Annotated in this window: 15 protein-coding genes and 1 pseudogene; 9 read left to right on the forward strand and 7 right to left on the reverse strand. The window is 65.4% G+C overall.

Annotation, left to right across the window (positions count from 1 at the left end):
• The first annotated feature begins 2 nt into the window (after window positions 1-2).
• Window positions 3-1,856 carry an alpha/beta hydrolase-fold protein gene (locus FSY59_RS15650; protein WP_148729280.1) on the forward strand — a complete coding sequence of 618 codons (1,854 nt, stop codon included), beginning with the start codon at window positions 3-5 and terminating at the stop codon, window positions 1,854-1,856.
• A 92-nt stretch (window positions 1,857-1,948) separates the two neighbouring features.
• Here FSY59_RS15650 and FSY59_RS15655 read toward each other — a convergent pair whose 3' ends face one another.
• The 4 genes from FSY59_RS15655 to FSY59_RS15670 all read right to left on the reverse strand — a co-directional run bounded on the left by FSY59_RS15655 (window position 1,949) and on the right by FSY59_RS15670 (window position 6,781).
• Window positions 1,949-3,580, reverse strand: a complete 1,632-nt coding sequence (locus tag FSY59_RS15655) for a zinc ribbon domain-containing protein (protein WP_148729281.1) — start codon at window positions 3,578-3,580, stop codon at window positions 1,949-1,951.
• A 65-nt stretch (window positions 3,581-3,645) separates the two neighbouring features.
• Entirely contained in the window at window positions 3,646-4,302 is a 657-nt protein-coding gene (locus FSY59_RS15660; protein WP_003055581.1) for a hypothetical protein, read from the reverse strand.
• A 5-nt stretch (window positions 4,303-4,307) separates the two neighbouring features.
• Window positions 4,308-5,120 (reverse strand): zinc ribbon domain-containing protein, encoded by an 813-nt coding sequence (locus FSY59_RS15665; protein ID WP_148729282.1) that lies wholly within the window; start codon window positions 5,118-5,120, stop codon window positions 4,308-4,310.
• A 482-nt stretch (window positions 5,121-5,602) separates the two neighbouring features.
• Window positions 5,603-6,781 (reverse strand): metallophosphoesterase, encoded by a 1,179-nt coding sequence (locus FSY59_RS15670; protein WP_148729283.1) that lies wholly within the window; start codon window positions 6,779-6,781, stop codon window positions 5,603-5,605.
• A gap of 263 nt (window positions 6,782-7,044) precedes the next feature.
• Here FSY59_RS15670 and hrpA point away from each other — a divergent pair, with 263 nt between their 5' ends.
• A complete protein-coding gene (hrpA, locus tag FSY59_RS15675; RefSeq protein WP_148729284.1) occupies window positions 7,045-11,100 on the forward strand; it encodes an ATP-dependent RNA helicase HrpA in 4,056 nt (1,351 codons plus the stop codon).
• 38 nt (window positions 11,101-11,138) lie between these two features.
• On the opposite strand, the gene FSY59_RS15680 is transcribed toward hrpA, so the two are convergent.
• Entirely contained in the window at window positions 11,139-12,065 is a 927-nt protein-coding gene (locus FSY59_RS15680; RefSeq protein WP_003055576.1) for a LysR family transcriptional regulator, read from the reverse strand.
• A 176-nt stretch (window positions 12,066-12,241) separates the two neighbouring features.
• Between FSY59_RS15680 and FSY59_RS15685 the strand changes: the two genes are divergently transcribed.
• The 4 genes from FSY59_RS15685 (at window position 12,242) to FSY59_RS15700 (ending at window position 19,229) form a co-directional block, all read left to right on the forward strand.
• Window positions 12,242-13,078, forward strand: coding sequence for an alpha/beta hydrolase (locus tag FSY59_RS15685; protein WP_043372605.1), 837 nt, complete (start codon window positions 12,242-12,244; stop codon window positions 13,076-13,078).
• A 179-nt stretch (window positions 13,079-13,257) separates the two neighbouring features.
• Entirely contained in the window at window positions 13,258-14,499 is a 1,242-nt protein-coding gene (locus FSY59_RS15690) for an efflux RND transporter periplasmic adaptor subunit (RefSeq protein WP_003055574.1), read from the forward strand.
• Between the two features lie 22 nt (window positions 14,500-14,521).
• Window positions 14,522-17,752 (forward strand): efflux RND transporter permease subunit, encoded by a 3,231-nt coding sequence (locus FSY59_RS15695; protein WP_043372607.1) that lies wholly within the window; start codon window positions 14,522-14,524, stop codon window positions 17,750-17,752.
• Between the two features lie 13 nt (window positions 17,753-17,765).
• A complete protein-coding gene (locus tag FSY59_RS15700) occupies window positions 17,766-19,229 on the forward strand; it encodes an efflux transporter outer membrane subunit (protein WP_019043694.1) in 1,464 nt (487 codons plus the stop codon).
• A 209-nt stretch (window positions 19,230-19,438) separates the two neighbouring features.
• Here FSY59_RS15700 and FSY59_RS27700 read toward each other — a convergent pair.
• Window positions 19,439-19,714, reverse strand: a pseudogene (locus tag FSY59_RS27700) (LysR family transcriptional regulator); the annotation flags it as partial.
• Between the two features lie 509 nt (window positions 19,715-20,223).
• On the opposite strand from FSY59_RS27700, the gene FSY59_RS15715 reads away from it, so the two are divergent.
• Window positions 20,224-21,624 (forward strand): MBL fold/beta-CASP domain-containing RNA metallo-hydrolase, encoded by a 1,401-nt coding sequence (locus FSY59_RS15715; protein ID WP_050874761.1) that lies wholly within the window; start codon window positions 20,224-20,226, stop codon window positions 21,622-21,624.
• Window positions 21,625-21,701: 77 nt separating this feature from the next.
• Window positions 21,702-22,190, forward strand: coding sequence for a hypothetical protein (locus tag FSY59_RS15720; protein WP_370458236.1), 489 nt, complete (start codon window positions 21,702-21,704; stop codon window positions 22,188-22,190).
• Here the strand turns inward: FSY59_RS15720 and FSY59_RS15725 are convergent.
• Window positions 22,187-22,699 (reverse strand): pyridoxamine 5'-phosphate oxidase, encoded by a 513-nt coding sequence (locus tag FSY59_RS15725; RefSeq protein ID WP_019043702.1) that lies wholly within the window; start codon window positions 22,697-22,699, stop codon window positions 22,187-22,189. The two genes, FSY59_RS15720 and FSY59_RS15725, sit on opposite strands and share 4 nt — an antisense overlap.
• 182 nt (window positions 22,700-22,881) lie before the next feature.
• Here FSY59_RS15725 and FSY59_RS15730 point away from each other — a divergent pair, with 182 nt between their 5' ends.
• Window positions 22,882-24,570, forward strand: a complete 1,689-nt coding sequence (locus FSY59_RS15730; protein WP_003055544.1) for a long-chain fatty acid--CoA ligase — start codon at window positions 22,882-22,884, stop codon at window positions 24,568-24,570.
• The last annotated feature ends 17 nt before the right edge of the window (window positions 24,571-24,587 follow it).

A 24,587-nucleotide genomic window follows, 5' to 3' on the forward strand; every position in this document is an offset into this window, starting at 1 on the left:
CAATGCATGAAGATCATCAAGCGTTGTCTTTGCCGGTGATGCGCCACAGGTCATCGGGCAAGGGACTGCGCTCCTTGCTTGTTCCAAGTCTGCTGGCAGCGGCCAGCGTCGGCATCGCCAACCCGGCCGGTGCGGCCAGACCTTTGCCTGCCGACAGCGCTCGGAGCGCGGCCAAGGCGGCCTCGTCGCTTGTGCTGCGCGAGCCGCTCTCAGGTCGGCTGTCACCGGGACAGGTGCTGAGCCTGCAGCTGGAGGCTCCGGCCGGTGCCGTGGTGCGCGGCAATCTGCAGGCGCTGGGCGTGGTGCTTGATGTGCAGACACCTGACGGGCGCCATCTGCGGCGGCTGAGTCAGGGCGAAGGCGTCGATCACGCGTTTACCTGGCTAAGCCGGGGCACGGCAAAGGAGCGTCTGGTGCTGCGTACAGAGAACGTCCAGCCTTATGCATCGACAGCAGGCGGCATGCCGGTGGTGCAGGGCGGGCACAGCGATGCACCGACCCATGCCGCGCCCAGTCCTGGCGCCTACGAGCTGACGATCACCCAGGTGCTGGTACCGTTGGCGGCAGGCCATGTGCCTGCGGCAGAGATCGAACCCGAGCCGCTGCGCAGCCCCAGGCTCAAGGCCTTGCAGGCAAGGCTCGCGCAGGGCGGCGACAGCCGCGGCTTCTGGCAGGAAATGGAGCGCCAGGGAACGCCGCTGATCGAGCCCTGGGATGCCGGGCATCAGCTGGTGAGCTTCGTCTGGCGCGGCGCTGGGCAGTCCGTGCGGCTGTTCGGCAGTCCCTCGGGCAATCATGAGCCGCTGCAGCGCCTCGGAAGCAGCGATGTCTGGTGGGCCAGTTTCGTCATGCCCAGGGATGCGCGTCTCAGCTATGGTTTTGCGCCCGATGTGCCTGCGGTCTCTGCCGATGCCATGATTCAGCGCCGTGCCATTCTGTCCACCTTGCAGCGCGATCCGCTCAATCGCCAGAGCTGGGGGCGGTCTGCGGATCTGCAGGCGGTGCAGGATCGCTTCGACGGTCGCTCCGCGCTGACACTGTCCAAGGCGCCGCCCCAGCCCTGGAGCCAGCCCCGTGCCGGCGTGGCTGCCGGCCAGTTGCAGCGTCACTGGCTGGACAGCCAGGCGCTGGGCAACGGGCGCGATATCTGGATCTACAAGCCGCAGGGCTGGCAGCAGTCCGATGCGGCTCAGCGTTCCCTGCTGGTGCTGTTCGACGCACAGGCCTATCTGCGCCAGGTTCCCACGCCCGCCATCATCGACAACCTGATGGCAGACGGCCTTGTGCCTGCAACGGCCGTCGTGCTGGTGGCCAATGGCGCAGACAACGCGCGCAGCCGCGAGCTGCCGCCCAATCCGGTGTTTGCCGACTTCATGGGCAGGCAGCTCATGCCCTGGCTCAAGGCACAGGGCATAGCGGCAGCTGCCGAGCGCACGGTGATTGCCGGATCGAGCTTTGGCGGCCTGGCCTCAAGCTATGTGGCACTGCGCCATCCGCAGTGGTTTGGCAATGTGCTCAGTCTTTCGGGCTCCTACTGGTGGGCTCCCAGGGGCGAGTCGCCCAACTGGCTGGCGCGTCAGTATCAGCAATCGCCGCAGCTGCCGATACGCTTTTACCTGGATGCCGGGATCTACGAGGGGGCTCGTGGCGGGCAGGCAGGCATACGCGAGACCAGCCAGGAGCTGGGCGATGTGCTGCGTGCCAAGGGCAACAAGGTCGTGCAGCGTGAGCACAGCACCGGTCATGACTATGTGCACTGGCAGGGGTCGCTGGCCTGCGGGCTGCTGGCGCTGACGGGACGCGAGCCATCGAGCGAGAGGCTCAAGCAGCAGGTCGCACAGTCCTGCGGGCTCTGAGTCCGGGAGGTACGAAAAAAAGGGGCCCGAGGCCCCTTTTTATTGGCCCGCAGCACCTGCTTGTGAAGCGCTGCGGGCTTTCATGCAAGCTGCTACTTGAGCTTGTTGCCGCATTCGCCGCAGAACAGGTCATTCGCTGCCACGGGGGCGCTGCAGGCGGGGCAGCTCGGCGCTGCCTGTGTCTGGCGGGCTTTTTCAGCGGCTTGTGCTTCGGCGCGGACCCGGGCCGCTTCGCGCTCGGCTGCCTGCTGCTCGGCTTGTGCCTTCAGACGCTGGGCCTCGGCTTGCTGACGTGCTTCTTCGGCAGACTGGGCTGCGGCGCGTTCTTCTGCGGCCTGGGCTTCGGCACGCTGGCGTGCGGCCAGTTCGGCAGCCGCACGTTCGTGTGCCGCACGTTCGTGTGCCGCACGCTCTCGGGCAGCCTGCTCGGCGGCCTCGGCCTCGGCGCGCAGGCGTGCCGCTTCGGCTTCGCTGCGCTGGCGGGCGGCAGCTTCTTCAGCGTCTTGACGAGCCTTGTCTGCAGCGTCGGCGGCAGCACGCTCACGTGCCTGCTGTTCGGCAAAAGCCTGTTCGGTGGATGCGGCTGCGGCGGCAGTCAGGCCTGCGGCGGCGGCTGCGGCATTGCCGTCGGTGCCGGGCGGGATGTCGGTGGCGGCGGGCTTGGCTGTGGCTTCCTGCAGGCGCTCGCTGGCAGCCTGCTTGGCACGCTCGGCGGCGGCCATGGTGCGTTCTGCGGCAGCCATGGTCTGGGCCTTGGCTTCTTCGGCCTTTTTGCGCACATCGCCAATCAGGCTGTCCAGTGCGCCCTCGGCTTCGGCAGGGTCCACGCTTTCACGGGCCTGCAGATAGATCAGGTTCATGCCCATGATGGCGACCTGGGCCAGCAGGGCTCCCACCACGCAATAGAGAACGCCCAGGCCGGCGATGAGGCCGGTGCTGCCGCCACCCATCATGCCCATGGGATTGAAGCCACCGCCGTAACCACGGCCGTAGCCGCCGCCCATGAACATGCCGGCCATGGAGCCGGCATCTCCGGTAATGCTCATGGCCATCCCGGTCAGGGAGACGGTGGCGGGAACCAGTCCGGCAAAAAGCATGAAGCAGACCAGGCCCAGAATGACGTAGAGCACGACTTCCATCAGCACCACTTCGACCAGTCGCTTGCGTGCAATGCTCAGCACATTGGCCAGCGCAGCCTTGACGGACAGGCCGCTCCAAAGCGCTGGGCCCATCAAGGGGCCGACGACCCAGATCATGGCGATCAGCAAGGCGGCGGCGACCAGCACCAGAATCGGGTGGGCCACAAAGGCCAGAATGCTGCCGAGCACGGGAATCTTGCAGATGAAGTAGATGACGGCAGCTAGCAGGTAGTAGGCCAGCGTGGCAAGCAATACCGCCAGACCGACCAGCAGGAACTTGGGCAGGCACAGCAGGCCGGCCGATGCTGCCGCCGAGAAGGAGCGCACGGGCTCGTTCCTGGCCTTGTCCATGAGCATGATGCCGACGCCCGAAGAGCCGGCCAGCAGCGCGATGACCGACGCCAGCATGAAGATCAGGTACATGAAGAAGCCGGCGTTGACCAGCATCCATGCCGCGCCTGCGATCAGTGCGCCGGTGACCAGCAGCGTCAGAAAGCTCAGCAGCAGCGGTCGCCACTGAGTCAGCCCTTCGGCGGCTCTGGCAAGGGTGGCAAAACGTATTTCTCCCAGGGGTTGCTCTCTCATTTTTCGTCCTGTCTTGTGGTTGAGGCTGGCTGGTCTGGCACGGTGAGCCGCTGGCTGGCCGGGTGTCAAAGCTTGCCGCGGATTTCGCCGGCTTCTATGGTGTAGCGCTCAACGCCGGCGGGCAGACCAGTGTCGATCTTCTTGATGACAGTGACGGGTTTGCCGCCCTTGGACTGGGTGGTGCCTGTGGCGGTATTCACGCGCCCGGCCTTGACATCCTCGTCCGACTGATCGACCACGATGCTGGAGGAGCCCCGGTTGTCGGCCAGTTCATTGGCCAGCTCCTTGAGCACGTTCATGGCCTGGGTATATTCCTTGCGACCCTTGGCGGCCAGCGGCATCTCCACGGTCAGGGCGGAGAAGCTGCGCATCTGGTGTGCCTGTCCCGACTGCCCGTCGGCGATGCTGACGGTCCTGGTCTGCACCGGACCGGCTACGGCGCGTTGTTTGGGCGGCAGCTTCTGCATGGCCTGCACGGCCTGGGCCTGCATGCTCTGTGCCTGCTGGGTCTCCTGATCCAGAGCGGCTTGCAGACGCGCAAAGCGCTCGCTCTGTCCGCCCGAAACAGCGGGCGCGCTGCCGCCTGGGCCGCAGCTGGGGTCTGCGGAATTGGTGACGCGCGAGAGCATGCAGCTCAGCGACGTGGAGGCATCTTGCAAGGTGGCGCAGCCGCCGAGCAGGGTGGCGGCGCAGGCGAGCACAGTGAGTTTGAGTTTTTTCATGGCTTTCAATCCAGCAGGTCATCCAGCGATGGTGCGGTGCTCTTCTTGACTGGAGGTGTTCTTGCAGGGGCCTGCACGGGCGGTTTGCCGGATGCCGGGGCAGCGGGCAGCTGCGGGCTGGCCGCTGGCGCGGGTGCCGCGCTGACGGTGTCTGGGGTCGCCACCACGGGGGCGACTGTCGTGCTGGGCACATTGTCCACGGCAGCCGGGGCACTTTCGGCAGGCGTTGCCTGCGCGGCCGTATTGCCGCCCAGCGGGCCGACCAGGGCATCGGCCTTGGCCTTGTCCTCGGCCGAAATCGCATCCTTGCCGGCCTGGGTCGCACCGGATGCGCTATTGGCGCTACTGCCCGTGCCGGTCAGGCCCTTCATATTGCTGGCCATCATCACACCGCCCGCAATGGCGGCGATCAGCAGTGCCAGCGCTGCCCATTTGATCCAGGCATTGCTGCCGCGTACCGGCTCTTGAGGAAAGGCCGGCGGACGGTGGTTGCGCGGCGCAAGCTTGGCTGCAGGCTCGGGCAACGGCGGCAGGTCCATGGGCTCGATCAGGGGCGGAGCCAGACCGGCTCCGCCGATGGCCTGCGCAGCGCCCGAAGGCCTCTGAGGCGCGGCCGCCAGCACATCGGTGTCGGCGCGGCTCCCGAAAACCATGCCGCAGCGCGTGCAGAAACGGGCGTCGGGCTTGCAGACAGCCTGGCATTGGCTGCAGATTTTTTCAACCGCAGTGATGGCCGCTTCCGGAGCTTGGCGGGTGCCGCAGTTCTTGCAGAACTTGGCATTCGGAGAGAGCGGATTGCCGCATTGGGAACAATTCATGGTCTGCAATCGAGAAAAGAGTCCGCAGCAATGGCCGCTCGGCGGCATTGCGGCGTTGGCAATGCCCGGAATATGGGCCGGTTTCTGCGCAGGGGCCTGAGTCGGTACGGACTCTGAAAAATGATTTGTATCTTAGCGGCGCATTGGCCCCGGCCTGCGGTATCGCTTTATGGGAATGTAAGCAGGCGAGCTTTTGACAGCTTTTTGTCAGGCAGGGCCGCGAATGAATCTGTTGGTGTGTAATGGAGTCACAGGCGCAGTTTCAAGGTTTTCAGGCCTTAAGTGACTGATTCGAAAAGAAGGATCGTAAATCCGCTGCTAAACCCGCTGCTTTATGGCGGCCGGAACTGTCGGGAAAATCCCGGGCTTTGGAATCTGTTTGATTTTTGCAAATGCCTCAGATGGTTGAGATGGTTTTGCGCTGCAGGAATTTCAAGGAAATACAGGCCCCGCACAACTGCGGGAGTTCTCAAGGCCGGTAATCACTGCTGTGCAACCAGCGTCAGCAACTCGATGCGTGGCGCCACGCCGAGGCGTACGGCAAAACCAGCCCACAGGCCTGCGCCGCTGCTGACCAGCAGCTTCATGTTGCCAATGTCATATTCGCCGCGCACAAAACCGTTGTTGACGGGGGCCACCAGCCAGCGGTCCATGCCCAGGATCAGTCCGCCGTGGGTATGGCCCGAGATCTGCAGATTCACGCCCTTGTCCGCGTTGTCCCGCGCGAACTTGGGCTGGTGCGCCAGCAGGATATGAAACGCTGCCCCTGCCTTGCGGGCCTGGGCGGCAACCGCATCCACGTCGGGGGGGATGCCTTCGGCCTGCTCGGGATTGGCGTTGTTGGGCGAGGTACGGCCGAACACCGGGTCGCCGATGCCGGACAGGGCCAGCTTGCTGCCCTTGATGCTCAGCAGCTGCGTGCGGTTTTCCAGCAGATTCAGGCCCAGGCGGCGGAACTCGGTCATCCAGGCGTTGTAGCCACTGTAGTACTCGTGGTTGCCCGGTGCCGCCCAGACGCCGTAGCGTGCGCTCAAACCGGCCAGCGGCGCCACATGGGGGCGGCTGGTGGCGACATCGCCGTCCACCATGTCGCCGGGCAGCACAATCAGGTCGGGCGTGGTGGCCAGGGTGCGCTGCACGATGGTCTGCACATAGCTGGCATCGTTGACCGGGCTGGCGTGGATATCGGCCAGCACGGCAATGCGCAGGCCGTGCAGGGCGGCGGGCAGGTTTCTGACCGCGAGCTGCTGCTCATGCACCCGGGGCGGCTGCAGGGCGTTGAAGACGCCGATGGCGCTCAGGCAGCCGGTTGCGATCACAGCGGCCATGGTGAGAGCGGGAAGGTGCAGCAGCTGCGCCAGGCCGGTGCGCCCCATGAGCCGGGCGATGAGCCACAGCAGATCGCGCAGCAGCACGAACAACGCCAGCATCAGCAGCATGGCCAGAATCCAGCCGCCGGGAACCTGCAGGCGTGCCACCACGGCGTAGGGCAGGGCATTGGTCTGCACGGCCTTGAGCAGCAAGGCCGGCGCGACGCCCAGCAGGCTTGTGATCAGAACCGCCAGCAGGCGGGCCAGACGGGACGTACCGTTGAGGCTGGAGACAGGCCACCAGAGCCAGAGAGCCAGAAGGGGGATGACGAGAGCAGCAGTCGAAACCATGGGCAGCGGAGAAACCAAAACACGACTTGCGCAAAACGGGTTCAGGTCGGGCGACGGCCTCAGAAGGCAGGCCGTTGTCGCATTCTTGTTTGCGTAAGTCCTACAAAAATTGCCGCGAGCATAGCAAGCGTTGCTGTCCCCGCGATGAAGGCGGCTGCAGCCGCTGTCGGCGGCCCAACGCAGGGCGTTGAAAATGGCGCGGCACGGCTGCTTTTGCCATCACTGCGCAAGACCGGTCAAGGACGGGGATAATCCCAGCCCTTATGTCTTTGAAGATCAACTTCCCCGAGTCGCTCCCCGTATCCAGCCGTCGCCAGGAAATCATGGAGGCCATGGATCGCCATCAGGTCATCATCGTCTGTGGCGAGACCGGCTCGGGCAAGACCACGCAGCTGCCCAAGATCGCTCTGGCGCTGGGCCGGGGCAGGCTCAATGCCGTCCCCGATGCCAACGGCCAGGTGCGCGGCCATCTGATCGGCCACACCCAGCCGCGCCGCATTGCCGCCAGCTCGGTGGCCAAGCGCATTGCCGAGGAGCTCAACACCCCGCTGGGCGAAGTGGTGGGCTACAAGGTGCGCTTTCAGGACACGCTGCAGAAGAACGCCTCCGTCAAGCTGATGACCGACGGCATCTTGCTGGCCGAGACCCAGACCGATCCGCTGCTCAAGGCCTACGACACGCTGATCATCGACGAGGCGCACGAGCGCAGCCTGAACATCGACTTTCTGCTCGGCTATCTCAAGCAGATCCTGCCCAAGCGCCCGGACCTGAAAGTGGTGGTGACCTCGGCGACCATCGATGCGGACCGCTTTGCCAAGCACTTCGAATCGAAGAGCGGTCCTGCGCCCGTGATCATGGTATCGGGTCGTACCTATCCGGTGGAGATGCGCTATCGCCCGTTCGAGGGTGAAAAGGACAAGGATCTGAACGACGCCATTGCCGATGGCGTCGATGAGCTCTGGGCCGGCGGCAAGGGCGGCGATATCCTGATCTTCCTGCCCGGCGAGCGCGAGATTCGCGAAGCCGCCGACCATCTGCGCAAGCATTTGCAGCACTCGCCCACGCTGCGCAGCGCCGAGGTGCTGCCGCTGTTCTCGCGCCTGTCGCAGGCCGAGCAGGACCGTATCTTTGACGGCCATACAGGACGGCGCATCGTGCTGGCCACCAATGTGGCCGAAACCTCGCTCACGGTTCCGGGCATTCGCTATGTGATCGACGCCGGTACGGCACGTGTCAAGCGCTACTCCTTCCGCAGCAAGGTGGAGCAGTTGCTGGTCGAGCCGATCTCGCAGGCTGCGGCCAACCAGCGCGCGGGCCGTTGCGGCCGTGTGGCCAACGGCATCTGCATTCGCCTGTATGACGAAGAGAGCTTTGTCAGCCGCGACCGCTTCACCGACCCCGAAATCCTGCGCTCCTCGCTGGCCGGCGTGATCCTGCGCATGAAGTCGCTGGGTCTGGGCGATGTGGTGCATTTCCCCTTCCTCGAAGCGCCCTCGGGCCGCGCCATTGCCGACGGCTATCAGCTGCTGGCCGAGCTGGGCGCGGTGGACGATCACGGCCATCTGCTGCCCATGGGCAAGGAGCTGTCGCGCCTGCCGCTGGACCCGCGCGTGGGCCGCATGATCCTGGAGGCGCGCGAACGCCGCGCCCTGGCCGAGGTGCTGATCATCGCCTCGGCCCTCAGCGTGCAGGATGTGCGCGACCGGCCCATGGAAGCGCAGCAGCAGGCCGACCAGGCACATGCCAAGTTTGACGACGAGAAAAGCGAGTTCAGCGGCTATCTGCGCCTGTGGAAGTGGCTGTCGGATGCGCGCGGCGGCAAGGTCGTGGCCAAGAGCCGCAAGGAAATGGCGGCCCAGCACGCGCCGGCCGCCAAGCCCGGTGCGCGCAACCAGGCCTTCCTGCCCGTCAGCCAGCGCGCCAGCGGCGCGCAGGTCGAAGGCACGGTGGAAGAGCGGCTGGCGCTGTTCAACCCTGCCGAGCAGGCCCAGCATGACGAGGAGGCCACGCACAAGATCAGCAACCGCCAGTGGGAGCAGCTGCTGCGCCAGAACTTCATCAATATCCGCCGCGTGCGCGAGTGGCGCGATATTCATTCCCAGTTGCTGACGGTGGTGAAGGAGCAGAAATGGCTGCTCAACAACGAGGCGGCGGGCTATGAGGCCGTGCACCTGTCCATGCTGTCGGGCCTGCTCGGCAACATCGGCTACAAGGCCGAGGAGAGCGAGAGCTATCTGGGCGCGCACGGCATCAAGTTCCATCCGCATCCCGGCGCCCACCTGAGCAAGAAGCCCGGTCGCTGGATTGTGGCGGCCGAGCAGGTCGAGACCTCGCGCCTGTACGGCCGCGGCATTGCGGCCATAGAGCCGCAGTGGCTGGAAGAGGTGGGCGGGCATCTGCTCAGGAAGCAGCTGCTGGACCCGCACTGGAGCAAGAAGCAGGCCGATGTGGTTGCGCTGGAGCGTGCCACGCTCTACGGCCTGGTGGTCTACAACGGCCGCCGCGTCAGCTATGGCCGCGTCGATCCGCACGAGGCGCGCAATCTCTTCATCCGCCAGGCGCTGGTCGAGGGCGAGTGGGAAACCCAATGGCATTTCCTGCCTGCCAACCTCAAGCTCATGCGCAAGGTCGAGGAGCTGGAACACAAGAGCCGCCGCCAGGACGTGCTCGTCGACGACGAGCTGATCTTTGCCTTCTACGACCAGCATCTGCCCAGGGATGTCTACAGCGGCGCAAGCTTCGACAAGTGGTTCCGCGCCGAGAGCCGCAACCAGCCCGAGCTGCTGCGCCTGTCCAGGGACGAGCTGATGCGGCATGAGGCGGCGGGCATCACCACGGACAAATTCCCCAAGACCGTGAAGCTGGGCGGCGCCGATTGCAGCGCCAGCTATCTGCACAGCCCCGGCGACCCGCGCGACGGCATCACGGTCACCGTGCCGCTGTTCGTGCTCAACCAGGTGTCAGAGGAGCGCGCCGAATGGCTGGTGCCGGGCATGCTCAAGGACAAGATCCAGGCGCTCCTGAAGAGCCTGCCCCAGCGCCCGCGCAGCCGCTTTGTGCCGCTGCCCGAGAGCGCGGCGCGGCTGGCCGAGCTGTTCACGCAAAGCGAACGCTGGGCCCAGGGTGGACTCATCGATGCCTTGCTCAAGCAGGTGCAGGGCGAGACTTCGCTGGATGTGAAGCGCGCCGACTTCAAGCTGGACATGCTCAGCCCGCATCTGTTCATGAACTTCCGCATCACCGACGAGCATGGCCGCCAGCTCGGCCAGGGCCGCAATCTGGGCGCGCTCAAGGCCGAGTGGGGCGCCAAGGCACGCGGCGCTTTTCAGGCACTTGCTTCATTAAAGGTAGCTGCTAACGTAAGTAGTACAAGCATTTCATGGTCAAAAGTATCTGAAAATGTTACTGGGAAAGCGCAGGCAGCTCCTAAAAATGATAAGGCTGAGACCGGCAAACCAGCCCAGCCGCACGATGCGCGCTACAGGGACTGGAGCTTTGGCGAGCTGCCCGAACTCATGGAAATCAAGAAGGGCGGCACCACGCTGATCGGCTTTCCGGCCCTGATCGACCATGGCGATGCTGTCGGCATCGAGGTCTTCGACGAACCCGAGGTCGCCGCCGCGAAGCACCGCTTGGGTCTGCGCCGCCTGTTCGCGCTGCAGATTCGCGATGCGCTCAAGTATCTGGAGAAGAACCTTCCCGATCTGCAGAAGATGGCCGTGGCCTATATGCCGCTGGGCACGCAGGAGGAGCTGCGCGGCCAGATCATCGACGTGGCCATCGACCGCGCTTTCCTGCAGGAGCCGCTGCCGAGCAACGAGGCCGACTTCAAGCAGCGCGTGCAGGACGGCCGTGGCCGCCTGACGCTGATTGCCAACGAGGTGGCTCGCATGTCGGCCACGATCCTTGCCGAGTACGCGGCCGCCGCGCGCAAGATCAAGGACACCAAGAACGCGCCCGAGGCCACCAAGGACGCGAGCGAGCAGCTGCAGAAGCTGATGCCCAAGAACTTCATCGCCGTGGCCCCCTGGGCGCAGCTCGGTCATTACGCGCGCTACCTCAAGGCCATTACCTCGCGCCTGGACAAGTACCGGGCCGATCCGGCGCGCGATGCCGCCAAGCTCAAGGAGCTGCTGCCGCTGGAGCAGCGCTACTGGCGGCTGGTGGCCGAGCGCAAGGGCCAGGTCGATGCCCGCATGCAGGAGTACCGCTGGATGCTGGAGGAGCTGCGCGTGAGCTTTTTTGCCCAGGAGCTGCGCACGCCCTATCCGGTCAGCGCCAAGCGGCTGGACAAGGTCTGGGCGCAGCTGCAGCAGTGAGGCCGGCCTGACGGCCTGACGAGTGCGGCCCTGCCTGTCTAGGCGGGCCGGCTTTCGCCCTGCAACAGAGGGTTGCGCGCAAACAGCTCCACCACCCAGTCCACAAAGGCCCGCACCTTGGCACTGAGGTGGGAGTTGGGCGGATAGACCACGTAGATCGGCAGCAGAGGGTGCTTCCAGTCTTCGAGCACGCGTTGCAGCTGGCCGTTTTCGAGGTATTTGTGAATCTGGAAGCGGCTGAGCTGTCCTATGCCCTGGCCCGCAAGGATGGCGCTGATATAGGCATTGCCTTCGTTGATGCCCAGGTGGGCGGGACTGGCGATCTCTATCACTTCGCCGCCCTTGTGGAACTCCAGTGGATAGCGCCGCGCCGAGACCGGGGAGAAATAGATCACATTGCGATGGCCGGACTCCAGATCGCGCGGATGCCGGGGCACGCCGTGGCGCTGCAGATAGTCGGGTGCGGCAACCGTGATGAATTCCAGATTGCCGATGCGGCGCGCCACCAGGGACTGGTCGGAGAGCTCGCCGCCGCGGATCACGCAGTCCACGTTGTCGCTGATCAGATCCACGGTGCGGTCGCTCACGCCCAGATCGATCTGTATCTCGGGGTAGCGGGACTGGAACTCGCTCAGATGGGGAATGATGAGCAGACGCGCCACGGTGGTTCCCACATCCACGCGCAGGCGCCCGCGCGGCGTGGTGCGGGCCTGGCTGACGCTGGCCTCGAGGTCGTCGAAGTCGGCGAGCAGGCGCACCGCGCGGTCGTAGTAGGCCGCTCCATCGGCGGTCACGGTGACGCGACGCGTGGTACGGTTGAGCAGCTTCACGCGCAGGCGCTCTTCCAGCGCCTGAACGTTCTTGGTCACACTGGCTTTTGGCATTTGCAGCGAATCGGCTGCACGCGTGAAAGTGCCGGCTTCCACGACCCGCGCGAAAATACGCATGGCCTGTATCTGATCCATGGGATCTCCTTGTCCTCGCGAAAACCCGGACTCGCCGAGGATGCGGGATTCTCACACACAGCTCACCCCGTCATTGTTCGAGAATTGGAAACAGTGTGGCCGCGTTTGCGGGGTTTATGCCATCAATTGCTGTTGCTACATTTCTGTTCCATCACCCGGTCCTGTCCGGAAAAACCATGTCAAACACCAAAGCCACCGCATCGCAGCCGATCTCTCATGCCGACACCACGATTTCCGTGGCCGACGGTGTGCAGGCCCAGGTACGCCTGTATGGCGGCAAGCGACGCGGGGAAGTGGTCCCGCTGGTGCTGCATTTCCATGGCGGCGCCTTTGTGGCCGGGGATCTGGACAACGGCTGCACCGTCGGCAGCTCGCTGGCTGCGGCCGGGGCCTGTGTGGTGTCGCTGGCTTATCCGCTGTCACCCGAGCATCCGTTTCCGCGTCCGCTGGAGCTGGGCTACGAGGTTCTGCTGTGGGCCTACAAGCAACGCACCAAGCTGGCCGGAAAGGGCGCTCCGCTCTATCTGGCCGGTGAAGAGGCCGGCGCCAATCTGGCGGCCGGCGTCTGCATGATGGCGCGCGATCAGCAGCAGCCGCCGCTGGCCGGGCAGATTCTGATCTCTCCCATGCTGGACCCTTGCTCGGCCACGCCTTCGCAGCGTGCCGCCCAGGGCGAGTCCGTCGAATGCAAATGGGCTTCGGGCTGGTGCCAGTACCTGGGCGAGCCGCATGATGCGGAGCACCCCTATGCGGTGCCGGCGAGGGCCCGCCGCCTCGCGGGACTGCCGCCGACGCTGATTCTGGTCGGCGAGGCCGACCCCATGCGGGATGAGGCATTGAACTATGGCGCGCGGCTGGAAGCTGCCGGCCTGAGCGTGTTTCGCCATGTGTTCGCAGAAGCGGGGCAATGGCCGCAGGCACTGCTGGAGCAGCCGCCCGAGTCATGCCCTTGCGCCGCGCAGTTGCAGGAGCAGCTGCGCCAGTTTTTCGAAACCACCCGATGTCGGCTCTGAGCTGACCTCTCCCTGCTGATACCGCTGACCTGATCCGGCCCTCCGGGACGGACGCAGCACGGCTGCGCTTTTTCTTCTCTTCCTCATTCGATTCCTGGCCTGAGCGCTGGAAGGGATGAGTCTTGCCTGCCGCCGAAAGAGCCGCTACCGCTTTCAACCCTTGAACCAAAGACATTGCCATGAACGAGCACTCCAAACTCTCCAATCGCCGCCGCTGGGCCGCCGCCGGCGTCGCCGCTGCCGTGATCGCCACGACCGCCGCCATGCTGGGCCTGCAGGCATCGCACGCGCAAGCGCCGGCTGCGCAAGCCGCAGCGCCGGCCGTGCCGGTCTCGGCAGCCCAGGTTCTGCAGCAGGACGTGACGCTGTGGAATGAATTCTCCGGCCGCCTTGAAGCCGTGCAGCGCGTGGATGTGCAGCCGCGCGTCTCGGGCGCGGTGCAGGCAGTGCATTTCAAGGAAGGCGCGCTGGTCAAGGCCGGTGATCTGCTGTTCACCGTGGACCCGGCTCCCTATGTGGCAGAAGTCGATCGCGCCGAAGCCCAGGTGGTGGCCGCCAAGGCGCGCATGGCCTATACCCAGAGCGAGTCCGAGCGCGCCACGCGTCTGTGGGACGAGCGGGCGATCGCGCAAAAGGAATACGACGAGCGCGTGAATGCCCGGCGCGAGGCCGATGCGAATCTGCGCGCCGCCCAGGCGGCGCTGCAGACCGCACGGCTGAATCTGGGCTACACCCAGGTCAAGGCTCCGGTGAACGGGCGCGTAGGCCGCATCGAGGTCACGGTGGGCAATCTCGTGAGCTCGGGAGCCGGAGCGCCGGTGCTGACCACCCTGGTGTCGGTGGACCCGATGTATGCCAGTTTCGACGCCGACGAGCAGATCGTGGCCCAGGCGCTGCAGGGCTTGCAGAGCGCAAGCCAGGGACGCAGCACGCGTGCGCTGATTGAAACCATTCCCGTGCAGATGGGCGTGGGCACCAGCGGCGGCACGCCCTATGCCGGTCATCTGCAGCTCATAGACAACCAGGTCGATGCCAAGAGCGGAACGGTGCGTGTGCGCGCCGTGTTCGGCAATGTGGACGGCACGCTCATGGCAGGTCAGTTCGCGCGCATCCGCATGGGGCAGCCCCAGACCACCCAGGCCGTGCTCATCAACGAGCGCGCCGTGGGCACGGACCAGAGCAAGAAATTCGTGCTGGTGATTGGCGAGGGCAACAAGGCCGAGTACCGGGAGGTGCAGCTGGGCGCACCGGTGAACGGCCTGCGTGTGGTCACTTCGGGCCTCAAGGCCGGCGAGCGCATCGTCGTCAACGGACTGCAGCGTGTGCGCCCCGGCGTGATGGTCGCGCCTCAGGACGTGCCCATGGACGCCAAGGCCGAGCTGGCCGATGGCCGCGGCGCCGCCAAGCAACCCACGGTCTGAGAACCCTTAATCCTCCGACACCATGAACCTTTCCCGATTTTTCATCGACCGCCCGATCTTCGCGGGTGTGCTGTCGGTGCTCATCTTTCTCGCTGGCCTGATCGCCATGCGGACGCTGCCGATCTCGGAATACCCCGAGGTCGCTCCCCCCTCGGTGGTGGTGCGCGCCCAGTACCCGGGTGCCAACCCCAAGGTGATTGCCGAAACCGTGGCCACGCCGCTGGAGGAATCCATCAACGGCGTGGAAGGCATGCTCTACATGGGCAGCCAGGCCACGACCGACGGCGTGATGACGCTGACCGTGACCTTTGCCCTGGGCACCGATCCCGACAAGGCCCAGCAACTGGTGCAGAACCGCGTCTCCCAGGCCGAGCCGCGCCTGCCCGAGGAAGTGCGCCGCCTGGGCATCACCACGGTCAAGAGCGCGCCCGACCTGACCATGGTCGTGCACATGGTCTCGCCCAACGGCCGCTATGACATCGACTATCTGCGCAACTATGCCGTGCTCAATGTGAAGGACCGCCTGGCACGCATCCAGGGCGTGGGCCAGGTGCAGATATTCGGCGGCGGCGACTATTCCATGCGTGCCTGGCTGGACCCGCAGAAGGTGGCGCAGCGCGGTCTCTCGGCCGCCGATGTGGTGGCAGCCATCCGCGGCCAGAACGTGCAGGCCGCGGCCGGCGTGGTCGGTGCCTCGCCCGGTCTGCCTGGTGTGGACATGCAGCTGTCCATCAATGCCCAGGGCCGCTTGCAGACCGAGGAAGAGTTCGGCGACATCATCGTCAAGACCGGCTCCGACGGCGCCGTGACGCGCCTGCGCGACGTGGCCAGGCTGGAGCTGGGCGCGGCCGACTATTCGCTGCGTTCCCTGCTCAACAACGACCCCGCCGTGGGCATGGGCGTGTTCCAGGCTCCGGGCTCCAACGCCCTGGAGATTTCGGCCAATGTGCGCTCCACCATGGCCGAGCTGCAAAAGCACATGCCTGAAGGTGTGGAGTTCCGCATCGCCTACGACCCCACGCAGTTCGTGCGGGCTTCGATCAAGTCCGTGATCCAGACCCTGCTGGAAGCTGTCGCCCTGGTCGTGGTGGTGGTGATCCTGTTCCTGCAGACCTGGCGCGCTTCCATCATTCCGCTGCTGGCCGTGCCGGTCTCGGTGGTGGGCACGTTCGCCGTGCTGCACCTGCTGGGCTTTTCCATCAATGCCCTGAGCCTGTTCGGCCTGGTGCTGGCCATCGGCATCGTGGTGGACGACGCCATCGTGGTGGTGGAGAACGTGGAGCGCAACATCGAGGCCGGTCTGTCGCCGCGCCAGGCCACCTACCGCGCCATGCAGGAGGTGAGTGGGCCCATCATCGCCATCGCCCTGGTGCTGGTGGCCGTGTTTGTGCCGCTGGCCTTCATCAGCGGCCTGACGGGCCAGTTCTATCGCCAGTTCGCAGTGACCATCGCCATCTCGACGGTGATCTCGGCCATCAACTCGCTGACCCTGTCGCCTGCGCTTTCCGCGCTGCTGCTGCGCGGCCACGACGCTCCCAAGGACGCACTGACGCGCGGCATGGAGCGCGTGCTGGGCGGCTTCTTCAGCCGCTTCAACGCCTTGTTCCGCCGCGGCTCCGATGCCTATAGCGGCGGCGTGCAGCGCGTCATCGGCCGCAAGGCGCTGATGCTGGTGATCTATGCCGTGCTGGTGGGCGCGACCTGGGGCCTGTTCAAGCTGGTGCCCGGCGGCTTTGTGCCGGCCCAGGACAAGCAGTACCTGGTCGGCTTTGCCCAGCTGCCCGATGGCGCCACGCTGGACCGTACGGAAGACGTGATCCGCCGCATGGGCGAGATCGTCAAGAACAATCCCAATGTGGAGGACGCCATCGCCTTCCCCGGACTGTCCATCAACGGCTTCACCAACAGCTCCAACTCGGGCATCGTCTTTGTCACGCTCAAGCCCTTTGCCGAGCGCACGCATGCCGACCAGAGCGGCGCTGCCGTGGCGGGCCAGCTCAACCAGGCCTTCGGCAGCATCCAGGAAGCCTTTATCGCCATGTTCCCGCCGCCCCCCGTGGCCGGCCTCGGAACGACGGGCGGCTTCAAGCTGCAGATCGAGGACCGAGCCTCGCTAGGCTACGACGCCATGGACGCGGCCGTAAAGGCCTTCATGGCCAAGGCCTACCAGACACCGGAGCTGGCCGGCCTGTTCACCAGCTGGCAGGTCAACGTGCCCCAGCTCTATGCCGCCATCGACCGAACCAAGGCGCGCCAGCTCGGCGTGCCGGTGACGGATATCTTCGAGACGCTGCAGATCTACCTGGGCAGCCTGTATGCGAACGACTTCAACCAGTTCGGCCGCACCTATAGCGTGCGCGTCCAGGCCGATGCCGCCTACCGGGCGCGTGCCGAAGACGTGGGCCTGCTCAAAGTACGCTCCACCACGGGCGAGATGGTGCCGCTGTCGGCGCTGATGAAGCTCGAACCCAGTTTCGGGCCCGAGCGCGCCATGCGCTACAACGGCTTTCTGGCCGCCGATGTGAATGGCGGGCCCGCGCCTGGCTTCTCCTCGGGCCAGGCCCAGGCCGCCGTCGAGCGCATTGCCGCCGAAACCCTGCCGCCCGGCATAGGTTTCGAGTGGACCGAGCTGACCTACCAGGAAATCCTGGCCGGCAATTCCGCCGTGCTGGTGTTCCCCATCGCCATCCTGCTGGTCTTTCTGGTGCTGGCGGCGCAGTACGAAAGCCTGACCCTGCCGATTGCCATCATCCTCATCGTGCCGATGGGCCTGCTGGCTGCCATGACCGGCGTGTGGCTGAGCGGTGGCGACAACAATGTGTTCACGCAGATCGGGCTCATCGTGCTGGTGGGGTTGTCGGCCAAGAACGCCATCCTGATCGTGGAGTTCGCCCGTGAGCTCGAATTTGCCGGCCGCACCCCCGTGCAGGCCGCCATCGAAGCCAGTCGCCTGCGCCTGCGCCCCATCCTCATGACCTCGCTGGCCTTTGTCATGGGCGTGCTGCCGCTGGTGCTGTCCACGGGCGCGGGTGCCGAGATGCGCAGCGCCATGGGCGTGGCGGTATTCGCCGGCATGATCGGTGTGACGGCCTTCGGCCTGTTCCTCACGCCCGTGTTCTATGTGGTGCTGCGCCGCCTGGCCGGCAACCGTCCGCTGCAGCAGCATGGCAGCCATGTGGCGCCGATCAGCGAGCCGGGTCACGGTGCTTCGGCCCTGCCCATGCCTGCTGCGCCGCGCGGCCATGACGAATAAGCCCCAATCAACCATGGATTCCGATATGAATACGATGCAAGGCATTCGATCCCTGATGCCGTCCCTGAGCGCGCTGACGGCAGCCCTGGTGCTGGCGGGTTGCGCCAGCGCACCGCCCACGGTGGCCGAGCATGCCGGCGTTGCCGTGCCCGCAAGCTTCAGCGCCCAGGCCGCAGCCGCAGGCTGGACACAGGCCGCCCCGGCCGAGGCCCAGTCGCGCGGGGCCTGGTGGCTGGTATTTGCCGACGCCGAACTCAGCGCTCTGGTGGAGCGTGCGGGGCAAGCCAATACCGATGTGCAGACCGCTGCGGCACGCCTGGCCGAAGCCCGCGCGCTGCTGCGCTCGGCCGATGCCCAGCGGCAGCCGCAGATCGGGGCCTCGGGCGGCGCTGTGCGCCAGGCCGGACTGAACACCGCGAGCGGCATGCAGCCCGCCACCCTGGTCACCGCCGGCCTGAACTTCTCCTATGAAGCGGATCTGTTCGGCAGGCTGTCGCGGGCCAGCGAAGCGGCGCGCGAGGATGCCAATGCACGCGAGGCCTTGCTGCAGAGCACGCGCCTGATGGTCCAGGCCGATGTGGCCCAGACCTATCTGCAGCTGCGTTCGCTGCAGACCGAACGCCAATTGGTCGAGCAGAGTCTGGCGGCCTATCGCGAGACTCTGACGCTGATCGAGAAGCGCTTCCGGGCCGGCGATGCGGCCGAACTGGACGTGGCGCGCATGCAGACCGAGGTTTCGGCCACCGAGGCCGAGACGCTGGCGCTGGAGCGCCAGCAGGCGGCCCTCACGCATGCGCTGGCCGTGCTGGTCGGCGATATCGCCACTGGCTTCACGCTGGCAGCGCAGCCGGTGCTGGCAGCGCTGCCGGTGATTCCGGCAGGCGTGCCCGCCACGGTGCTGGCGCGCCGCCCCGATGTGTCGGCGGCCCAGGCTTCGGTGCTGGCGGCCCAGGCGCGTGTGGGCGTGGCCCAGGCCGCATGGTTTCCGGCCATCACACTCACGGGCAATGGCGGTTATGCCTCGCCGGAGCTCGGCGATCTGTTCAAGTGGTCGGCACGCTCCTGGGGCATAGGTGCCTTGCTGTCCCTGCCCATCTTCGACGGCGGCCAGCGGGCCGCACAGGAAGAGGGCGCCCGTGCGCGCCTGGAGGCCGCAGTGGCCGCCCAGCGCGGTCAGGTGCTCGCAGCCTTCCGGGAGGTCGAGGATCAGCTCAGTGCCTTGCGCCTGCTCTCGGGTCAGGCCCATGTGCTGGGGCAGGCCGTGCAGTCTTCGGAGCGCGCCACCCATCTCTCGGATGTGCGCTACCGCAACGGTCTGGTGAGCCAGCTGGAGCTGCTCGATGCGCGCCGCAACGAACTGCGCAACCGGCGCCAGGCCTTGCAGGTGCGTACCGCGCAGTACACGGCCACGGTGGCGCTGATCCGTGCGCTGGGCGGAGGCTGGGACAGCGGCGAGCCGGTGGCGGCACGCGGCTGAGGCCGAGCCGGTCCCTGTTAGCGCGGTGCTGCTGCATCGGTCGGCTCCGTGCCTGGTCAGCCCTGAGCGAGGTGTGATCAGGCCGGAGCCATTGTTTGTGCACAGTCCGGCTCCATGAAGCGCTTGAGACTGGCGCTCTAATATTGCTGGTATTTATGCCTATGGCCCGAAGCTGCAGTGCAGCAGCCCTCGCATGCCTTCGGGTCTCACCGCACGGGCGGATACCCGCCGAGTTCATTGAGCGGAGCCTCCTTGTGAACGAGCAGCTGGTGCAGGGCAGGCAGGACAATCTCCAATGGACCTTGCCAGATAGGCTCGGCAACGATGCCATAGCTGACATCGACCGTATATGCGAGCTAGATCATGAAGTCGCCCGACCGCAGCCAGCCCAAATGCTCGGCACTCAAGGGAACTTCGAAAAAGTGAATCTCAATTTCTGCTTCCTCTGCGCGGCACCGTGCGATAAATGCCGACAACTGTGGATCAGTTATCTGTCGCTAGGTACCCGTTGCGAGCGTGCTCAGGCTCCTGGAAGCCCATAGTCTTGGAATGCTGATTTTTTGGGCACGCGATACCTCAGTTCACCAAGCAGTTGGTTGATGATCACTGAATTTCGCGTTGCGCCTATTCCCAGGTCTGGGGAGCCTACGCCATGCTGAAATATTTCCGCGTTCTGCACGAGGATCCGCCCTCGGCCGTCGTCACAACGAACTGCACTGCAACTGCGTTAGCTACAGACCGATCGCTGGCTTGTTGAGCAGAGTCTGGCTGCCTATCGCGAGACTTTGACACTGATCCAGAAGCGCTACCGGGCCGGCGATGCCGCCGAACTGGACGTGGCGCTCATGCAGACCGGGGTTTCGGCCTGCTTGCAGGGACCGGCCTGGCTCGGTGGATTTGACGGATGTCAAGGCAAGGCCTGCGTCTCTGGCTGCTCAGGCGCCAGTGGTGCTAGATTCATCAGCGGTCCATGTGGATCTTCAATGGATGCTTCATGAACATCACTTTTCACGGTGCGGCGCAGTCGGTCACGGGGTCCTGCTTTCTGGTCCAGGCGCATGACTGTCGCTTTCTCATCGACTGCGGCATGGCTCAGGGCGGCCGTGAGGCCGACGAGCACAACCAGCAGGCATTTGCTTTTGATCCCGCAAGTCTGGATTTTGTGGTTCTGACCCACGCGCATATCGACCACAGTGGCCTGCTGCCCAAGCTGGTGGCGCGGGGCTTCAAGGGGGATATCTATGCGACCCTGGCCACCAGGGACCTGCTAGAGGTCTTGCTCAAGGACAGCGCCCATATCCAGATGATGGATGCCGATCGGGCGGCGAGGCGTCAGCGCGAAGGCAAGCGAAAGGAGCGCGAGCCTGTGGTTGCGCTGTATTCGCTGGCCCATGTGGCGAGCACGCTGGAGCAGGTTCAGGCCAGGGCTTACGGGCAACGCTTCGAGCCTCATCCCTCGGTGGTCGTGCGGTTTCAGGATGCCGGGCATATTCTGGGCTCGGCGATTGTGGAGCTGTGGCTGGCAGACGGCCAGGGCGGCACGCGCAAGCTGGTGGCCAGCGGTGATCTGGGCCAGCCAGGACGGGTGATTCTGCGCGATCCCACGCCGATCAAGGAGGCCGACCTGCTGCTCATCGAGTCCACCTACGGCGACCGGCTGCACAAGAGTACCGGCGATACCCTGGAGGAGCTGGTCGATGTGGTCACGCGCACGGCACCCCATGGCAATGTGGTGATCCCGGCATTCGCCGTGGGGCGCACCCAGGAGCTGCTCTATCACTTTCTGCAGCTGATCCAGCAGCGGCGCCTGCCGCCGATCGAGATTTTTGTGGATTCGCCCATGGCCGTGGCGGCCACCGATATCACGCTGCGCCACTTCAGCGTGTTCGACGAAGAGGCCCGGCAACTGCTGGGCAGCGTCAAGCGACTCAAGGAGTCGCCGCACATCCATTTCATCAGCGATGTGGAGGACTCCATCAAGCTCAACCGCATCAGGAGCGGCGCGGTCATCATTTCGGCCAGCGGCATGTGCGATGCAGGACGGGTGTTGCATCATCTGAAGAACAATCTGTCCAGACCCGAGTGCGCGGTGGTGATCTGCGGCTTTCAGGCCGAAGGTTCGCTGGGCCGAAGGCTGGTCGATGGTGCCAGGCAGGTGCGCCTGCTGGGCGATGAAGTCGAGGTCCGTGCCGGCATCCATACCCTGGGCGGCTTTTCGGCCCATGCAGACCAGCAGGCCCTGCTGGACTGGGCGGCCGGCTTCGAGCGCCCGCCGCAGCAGACCTTTGTGGTGCATGGGGAGCCGCATGCCGCCCGGGCCTTGGCCACGCTGCTGCACGAGCGCCTGCATTTCTCGGTGCAGGTTCCGCAGCCGGCCCAGGTCTTCGAGTGCTAGAGCATGCCGGGAGTCTTTGATATGTGCAATCCGTCCTGCGTGCGGCCTGTCGCATGATGTTCTGGCGGCGAAGCCTGATGCCGGTCGAGACCGAATTCGTGCAGCGGCTTTTTGGCACTGCGCTCGATGAGTTGCTGCCCGGCATGCGTCTGCATGTGCGGCGTCTGGGCGATACCAGGCGCGCGCTGTCCCTGGGCGGTGGGCGGATCTATCTGCCGCGCAGCTTTTTTGAACAGCAGGACCCGCATCAGCCGCTGCGGCTTTCCCATCCCCTGGTGGCAGGGGTCTTCGCCCATGAATTGCTGCACCAGTGGCAGCGCCTGCAGGGCATGGCCGTGACCTGGGAGGCCCTGGGCCTGCATCTGCGCGCGGCATGCCTGCGGCGCGATCCCTATCACTATCAGCCCTGTGCAGATCCGCAGCAGATGCTGCAGTGCTTTCTGGACGCAAGCGTGGAGCAGCAGGGGCAGATCTGGCAGGACCATGTTCAGGCGCTGGTGCAGGGACAGCCGCTGGCCTGCATGGAACGGGTCGCAGCGCATGTGCGCCAGGCCAGCAAAGACTAGGCCGCCGGGTTGAGGGCGGCTATCAGATCGTGCTCGTCCACATCGCGCGCAGCGCCGAAGCCGGCGACATGCCTGCCGCCTTGCGGCGTGATGCAGACAAAGCGAAAGTCGCCCAGCGCCGTCATGGGTTCGGCTTCGGGAAAGCGCGCCAGATAGCTGGCACGGGCACCTTGCCACAGGGCGCTGTCGCGCGGCGGCGTGGATGCCACGCCTTGAATGCTGATGCGCTCCAGCGCATGCACGGCTTGCTCGGCCGATTCGGGTCTGCTGACCAGCAGGCTGACGGCGGGATGCAGTTCCATGGCCTGTGTGTGGCCGGCCAGCGCGCTGACATGCAGCACCAGGCAGCTGAATTCGCCACTCCAGGCCCAGGGCACCAGGGACAGCCCCGGGGCGGGCAGATATCCGGGGGGCGACGAACCGGCCTGGGGCTGAACGGCCAGGGCGGCGGTGCGCTGACTGGCAAGTAGCTGGCGCAGCGATTGCTGCAGGCGTGATTCATGAGGCATTGGCGCATGGTAAGCCAGGGCGCGGGGCCCCACCAGCGCGAACCGCGCCAGGCCGCGCCGGCCGTCACATGAGTGACCGGCTCTTGGGGGCATCCCGGATGCCGGTCCGTGTCGGCAGGCCTAGTCTTGCGGACTGATTAGTCCACCCGGACTATGTAACCGCTTTTCTGATTGCCTGACTCATGCCCGCTCATCACCAGTTTTGGCCCAATCGGCTGCCCCATTCGATCACCGTTCCAGCAACCAGCGTCTGGGAGAACCTGTCCGTCAATGCCAGGCGATATCCGGACAAGGCCGCGTTGGTGTTTCTGGGGCGCACCACGACCTATAAGGAGCTGTGCGAGGGCACGGAGCGCATGGCCGCCTATCTGCATGGCCTGGGCGTGCAGAAGGGCGACCGGGTCATCGTGCTGATGCAGAACAGCTCTCAGCTGGTGCTGGCGCATTACGCCATCTTTCGCGCCAATGCGGTGGTGGTGCCGGTCAATCCCATGAATACGGCAGAGGAGCTCAAGCACTACATCACGGACTCCGGCGCCAAGGTGGCCATCACCACGGCCGATCTGGCGCCGGAGCTGGCCAAGGCCAGCAATGCACTGGAGCCTTCCGAGGCGCTGCAGCATCTGCTGGTGACCCGGTTCACCGACGGCTTTGATGCCGATGTGCAGGGGCCGGATGCGCCGCCCGAAGCCTGGCGCAACTGGCTGCTCGGCGAGCGCGAGCCTGCCAGCCTGAACCACGGCCAGGTCCATGCATGGACGCAGGCGCTGGCCTGCAGCGAGCTGCCGCCGCCGCATACAGCGGGCCGTGACGATCTGGCCCTGCTACCCTATACCAGCGGCACCACGGGCCAGCCCAAGGGCTGCATGCACCTGCACCGCAGCATCAACCACAATGCTGTCTCGGGCGCGATGTGGGGCACGGGCACCAGCGAGAACGTGGTGCTGGCCGTCGTGCCCATGTTTCACATCACGGGCATGGTGTCCGTGCTGCACAGTGCCATCTACATGGGGGCGACGCTGATCATCATGCCGCGCTGGGAGCGCGAACTGGCAGGGCGCTTGATCTCGCACTATCAGGTCACGAGCTGGACCAATATCCCGACCATGGTGATCGATCTGCTGGCCAGTCCCAACTTCGCGTCCTTCGATCTGTCCAGCCTCAAATACATAGGCGGCGGCGGTGCCGCCATGCCCCAGGCCGTGGCCCAGCGTCTGCTCGAACAATACGGGCTGCGCTTCTGTGAAGGCTATGGCCTGACCGAAACCGCCGCGCCTTCGCACAGCAATCCGCCCGACCATCCCAAGCAGCAATGCCTGGGCATCCCCTTCATGAGCACCGATGCGCGCGTGATCAGTCCCGACACGCTGGAGGAAGTGCCCCAGGGGGAGCAGGGCGAGATCGTGGTCAACGGCCCCGAGGTGTTCGAAGGCTACTGGCAGCGCCCCGAGGCGACCGAGCAAAGCTTTATGGAGCTGGATGGCAAGCGCTTTTTCCGTACCGGCGACCTGGGACGCGTGGATGAGGAGGGTTATTTCTTCATCACCGACCGGCTCAAGCGCATGATCAATGCCAGCGGCTTCAAGGTCTGGCCGGCCGAGGTGGAGTCGCTGATGTTCCGCCATCCCGGGATTCAGGAGGCCTGCGTGATCTCCGCCAAGGATGCCTATCGCGGCGAAACCGTCAAGGCCGTGGTCGTGCTGCGTGCCGGTCATGAGGCCACGACGGCAGAGCAGATCATCCAGTGGTGCCACGACAATATGGCGGTCTACAAGGCACCGCGCCTGGTGCAGTTCGTGACGGCCTTGCCCAAGAGCGGCAGCGGCAAGGTGATGTGGCGAATGCTGCAGGAGCAGGAAGCTGCAGCCTGAATCCAAGTGAAGGGGAG

This window comes from Comamonas sp. Z3, from assembly GCF_008121565.1.
Classification (GTDB): domain Bacteria; phylum Pseudomonadota; class Gammaproteobacteria; order Burkholderiales; family Burkholderiaceae_C; genus Comamonas; species Comamonas brasiliensis.

Coding starts and splice junctions, on each gene's coding strand:
- FSY59_RS15665 (WP_148729282.1), bottom strand. CDS start 5,120: ATGAATTGTTCCCAATGCGGCAATCCGCTCTCTCCGAATGCCAAGTTC.
- FSY59_RS15725 (WP_019043702.1), bottom strand. CDS start 22,699: ATGCCTCATGAATCACGCCTGCAGCAATCGCTGCGCCAGCTACTTGCC.
- FSY59_RS15700 (WP_019043694.1), top strand. CDS start 17,766: ATGGATTCCGATATGAATACGATGCAAGGCATTCGATCCCTGATGCCG.
- FSY59_RS15650 (WP_148729280.1), top strand. CDS start 3: ATGCATGAAGATCATCAAGCGTTGTCTTTGCCGGTGATGCGCCACAGG.
- FSY59_RS15685 (WP_043372605.1), top strand. CDS start 12,242: ATGTCAAACACCAAAGCCACCGCATCGCAGCCGATCTCTCATGCCGAC.
- FSY59_RS15695 (WP_043372607.1), top strand. CDS start 14,522: ATGAACCTTTCCCGATTTTTCATCGACCGCCCGATCTTCGCGGGTGTG.
- FSY59_RS15690 (WP_003055574.1), top strand. CDS start 13,258: ATGAACGAGCACTCCAAACTCTCCAATCGCCGCCGCTGGGCCGCCGCC.
- FSY59_RS15660 (WP_003055581.1), bottom strand. CDS start 4,302: ATGAAAAAACTCAAACTCACTGTGCTCGCCTGCGCCGCCACCCTGCTC.
- FSY59_RS15680 (WP_003055576.1), bottom strand. CDS start 12,065: ATGGATCAGATACAGGCCATGCGTATTTTCGCGCGGGTCGTGGAAGCC.
- FSY59_RS15720 (WP_370458236.1), top strand. CDS start 21,702: ATGCCGGTCGAGACCGAATTCGTGCAGCGGCTTTTTGGCACTGCGCTC.
- hrpA (WP_148729284.1), top strand. CDS start 7,045: ATGTCTTTGAAGATCAACTTCCCCGAGTCGCTCCCCGTATCCAGCCGT.
- FSY59_RS15730 (WP_003055544.1), top strand. CDS start 22,882: ATGCCCGCTCATCACCAGTTTTGGCCCAATCGGCTGCCCCATTCGATC.
- FSY59_RS15655 (WP_148729281.1), bottom strand. CDS start 3,580: ATGAGAGAGCAACCCCTGGGAGAAATACGTTTTGCCACCCTTGCCAGA.
- FSY59_RS15715 (WP_050874761.1), top strand. CDS start 20,224: ATGAACATCACTTTTCACGGTGCGGCGCAGTCGGTCACGGGGTCCTGC.
- FSY59_RS15670 (WP_148729283.1), bottom strand. CDS start 6,781: ATGGTTTCGACTGCTGCTCTCGTCATCCCCCTTCTGGCTCTCTGGCTC.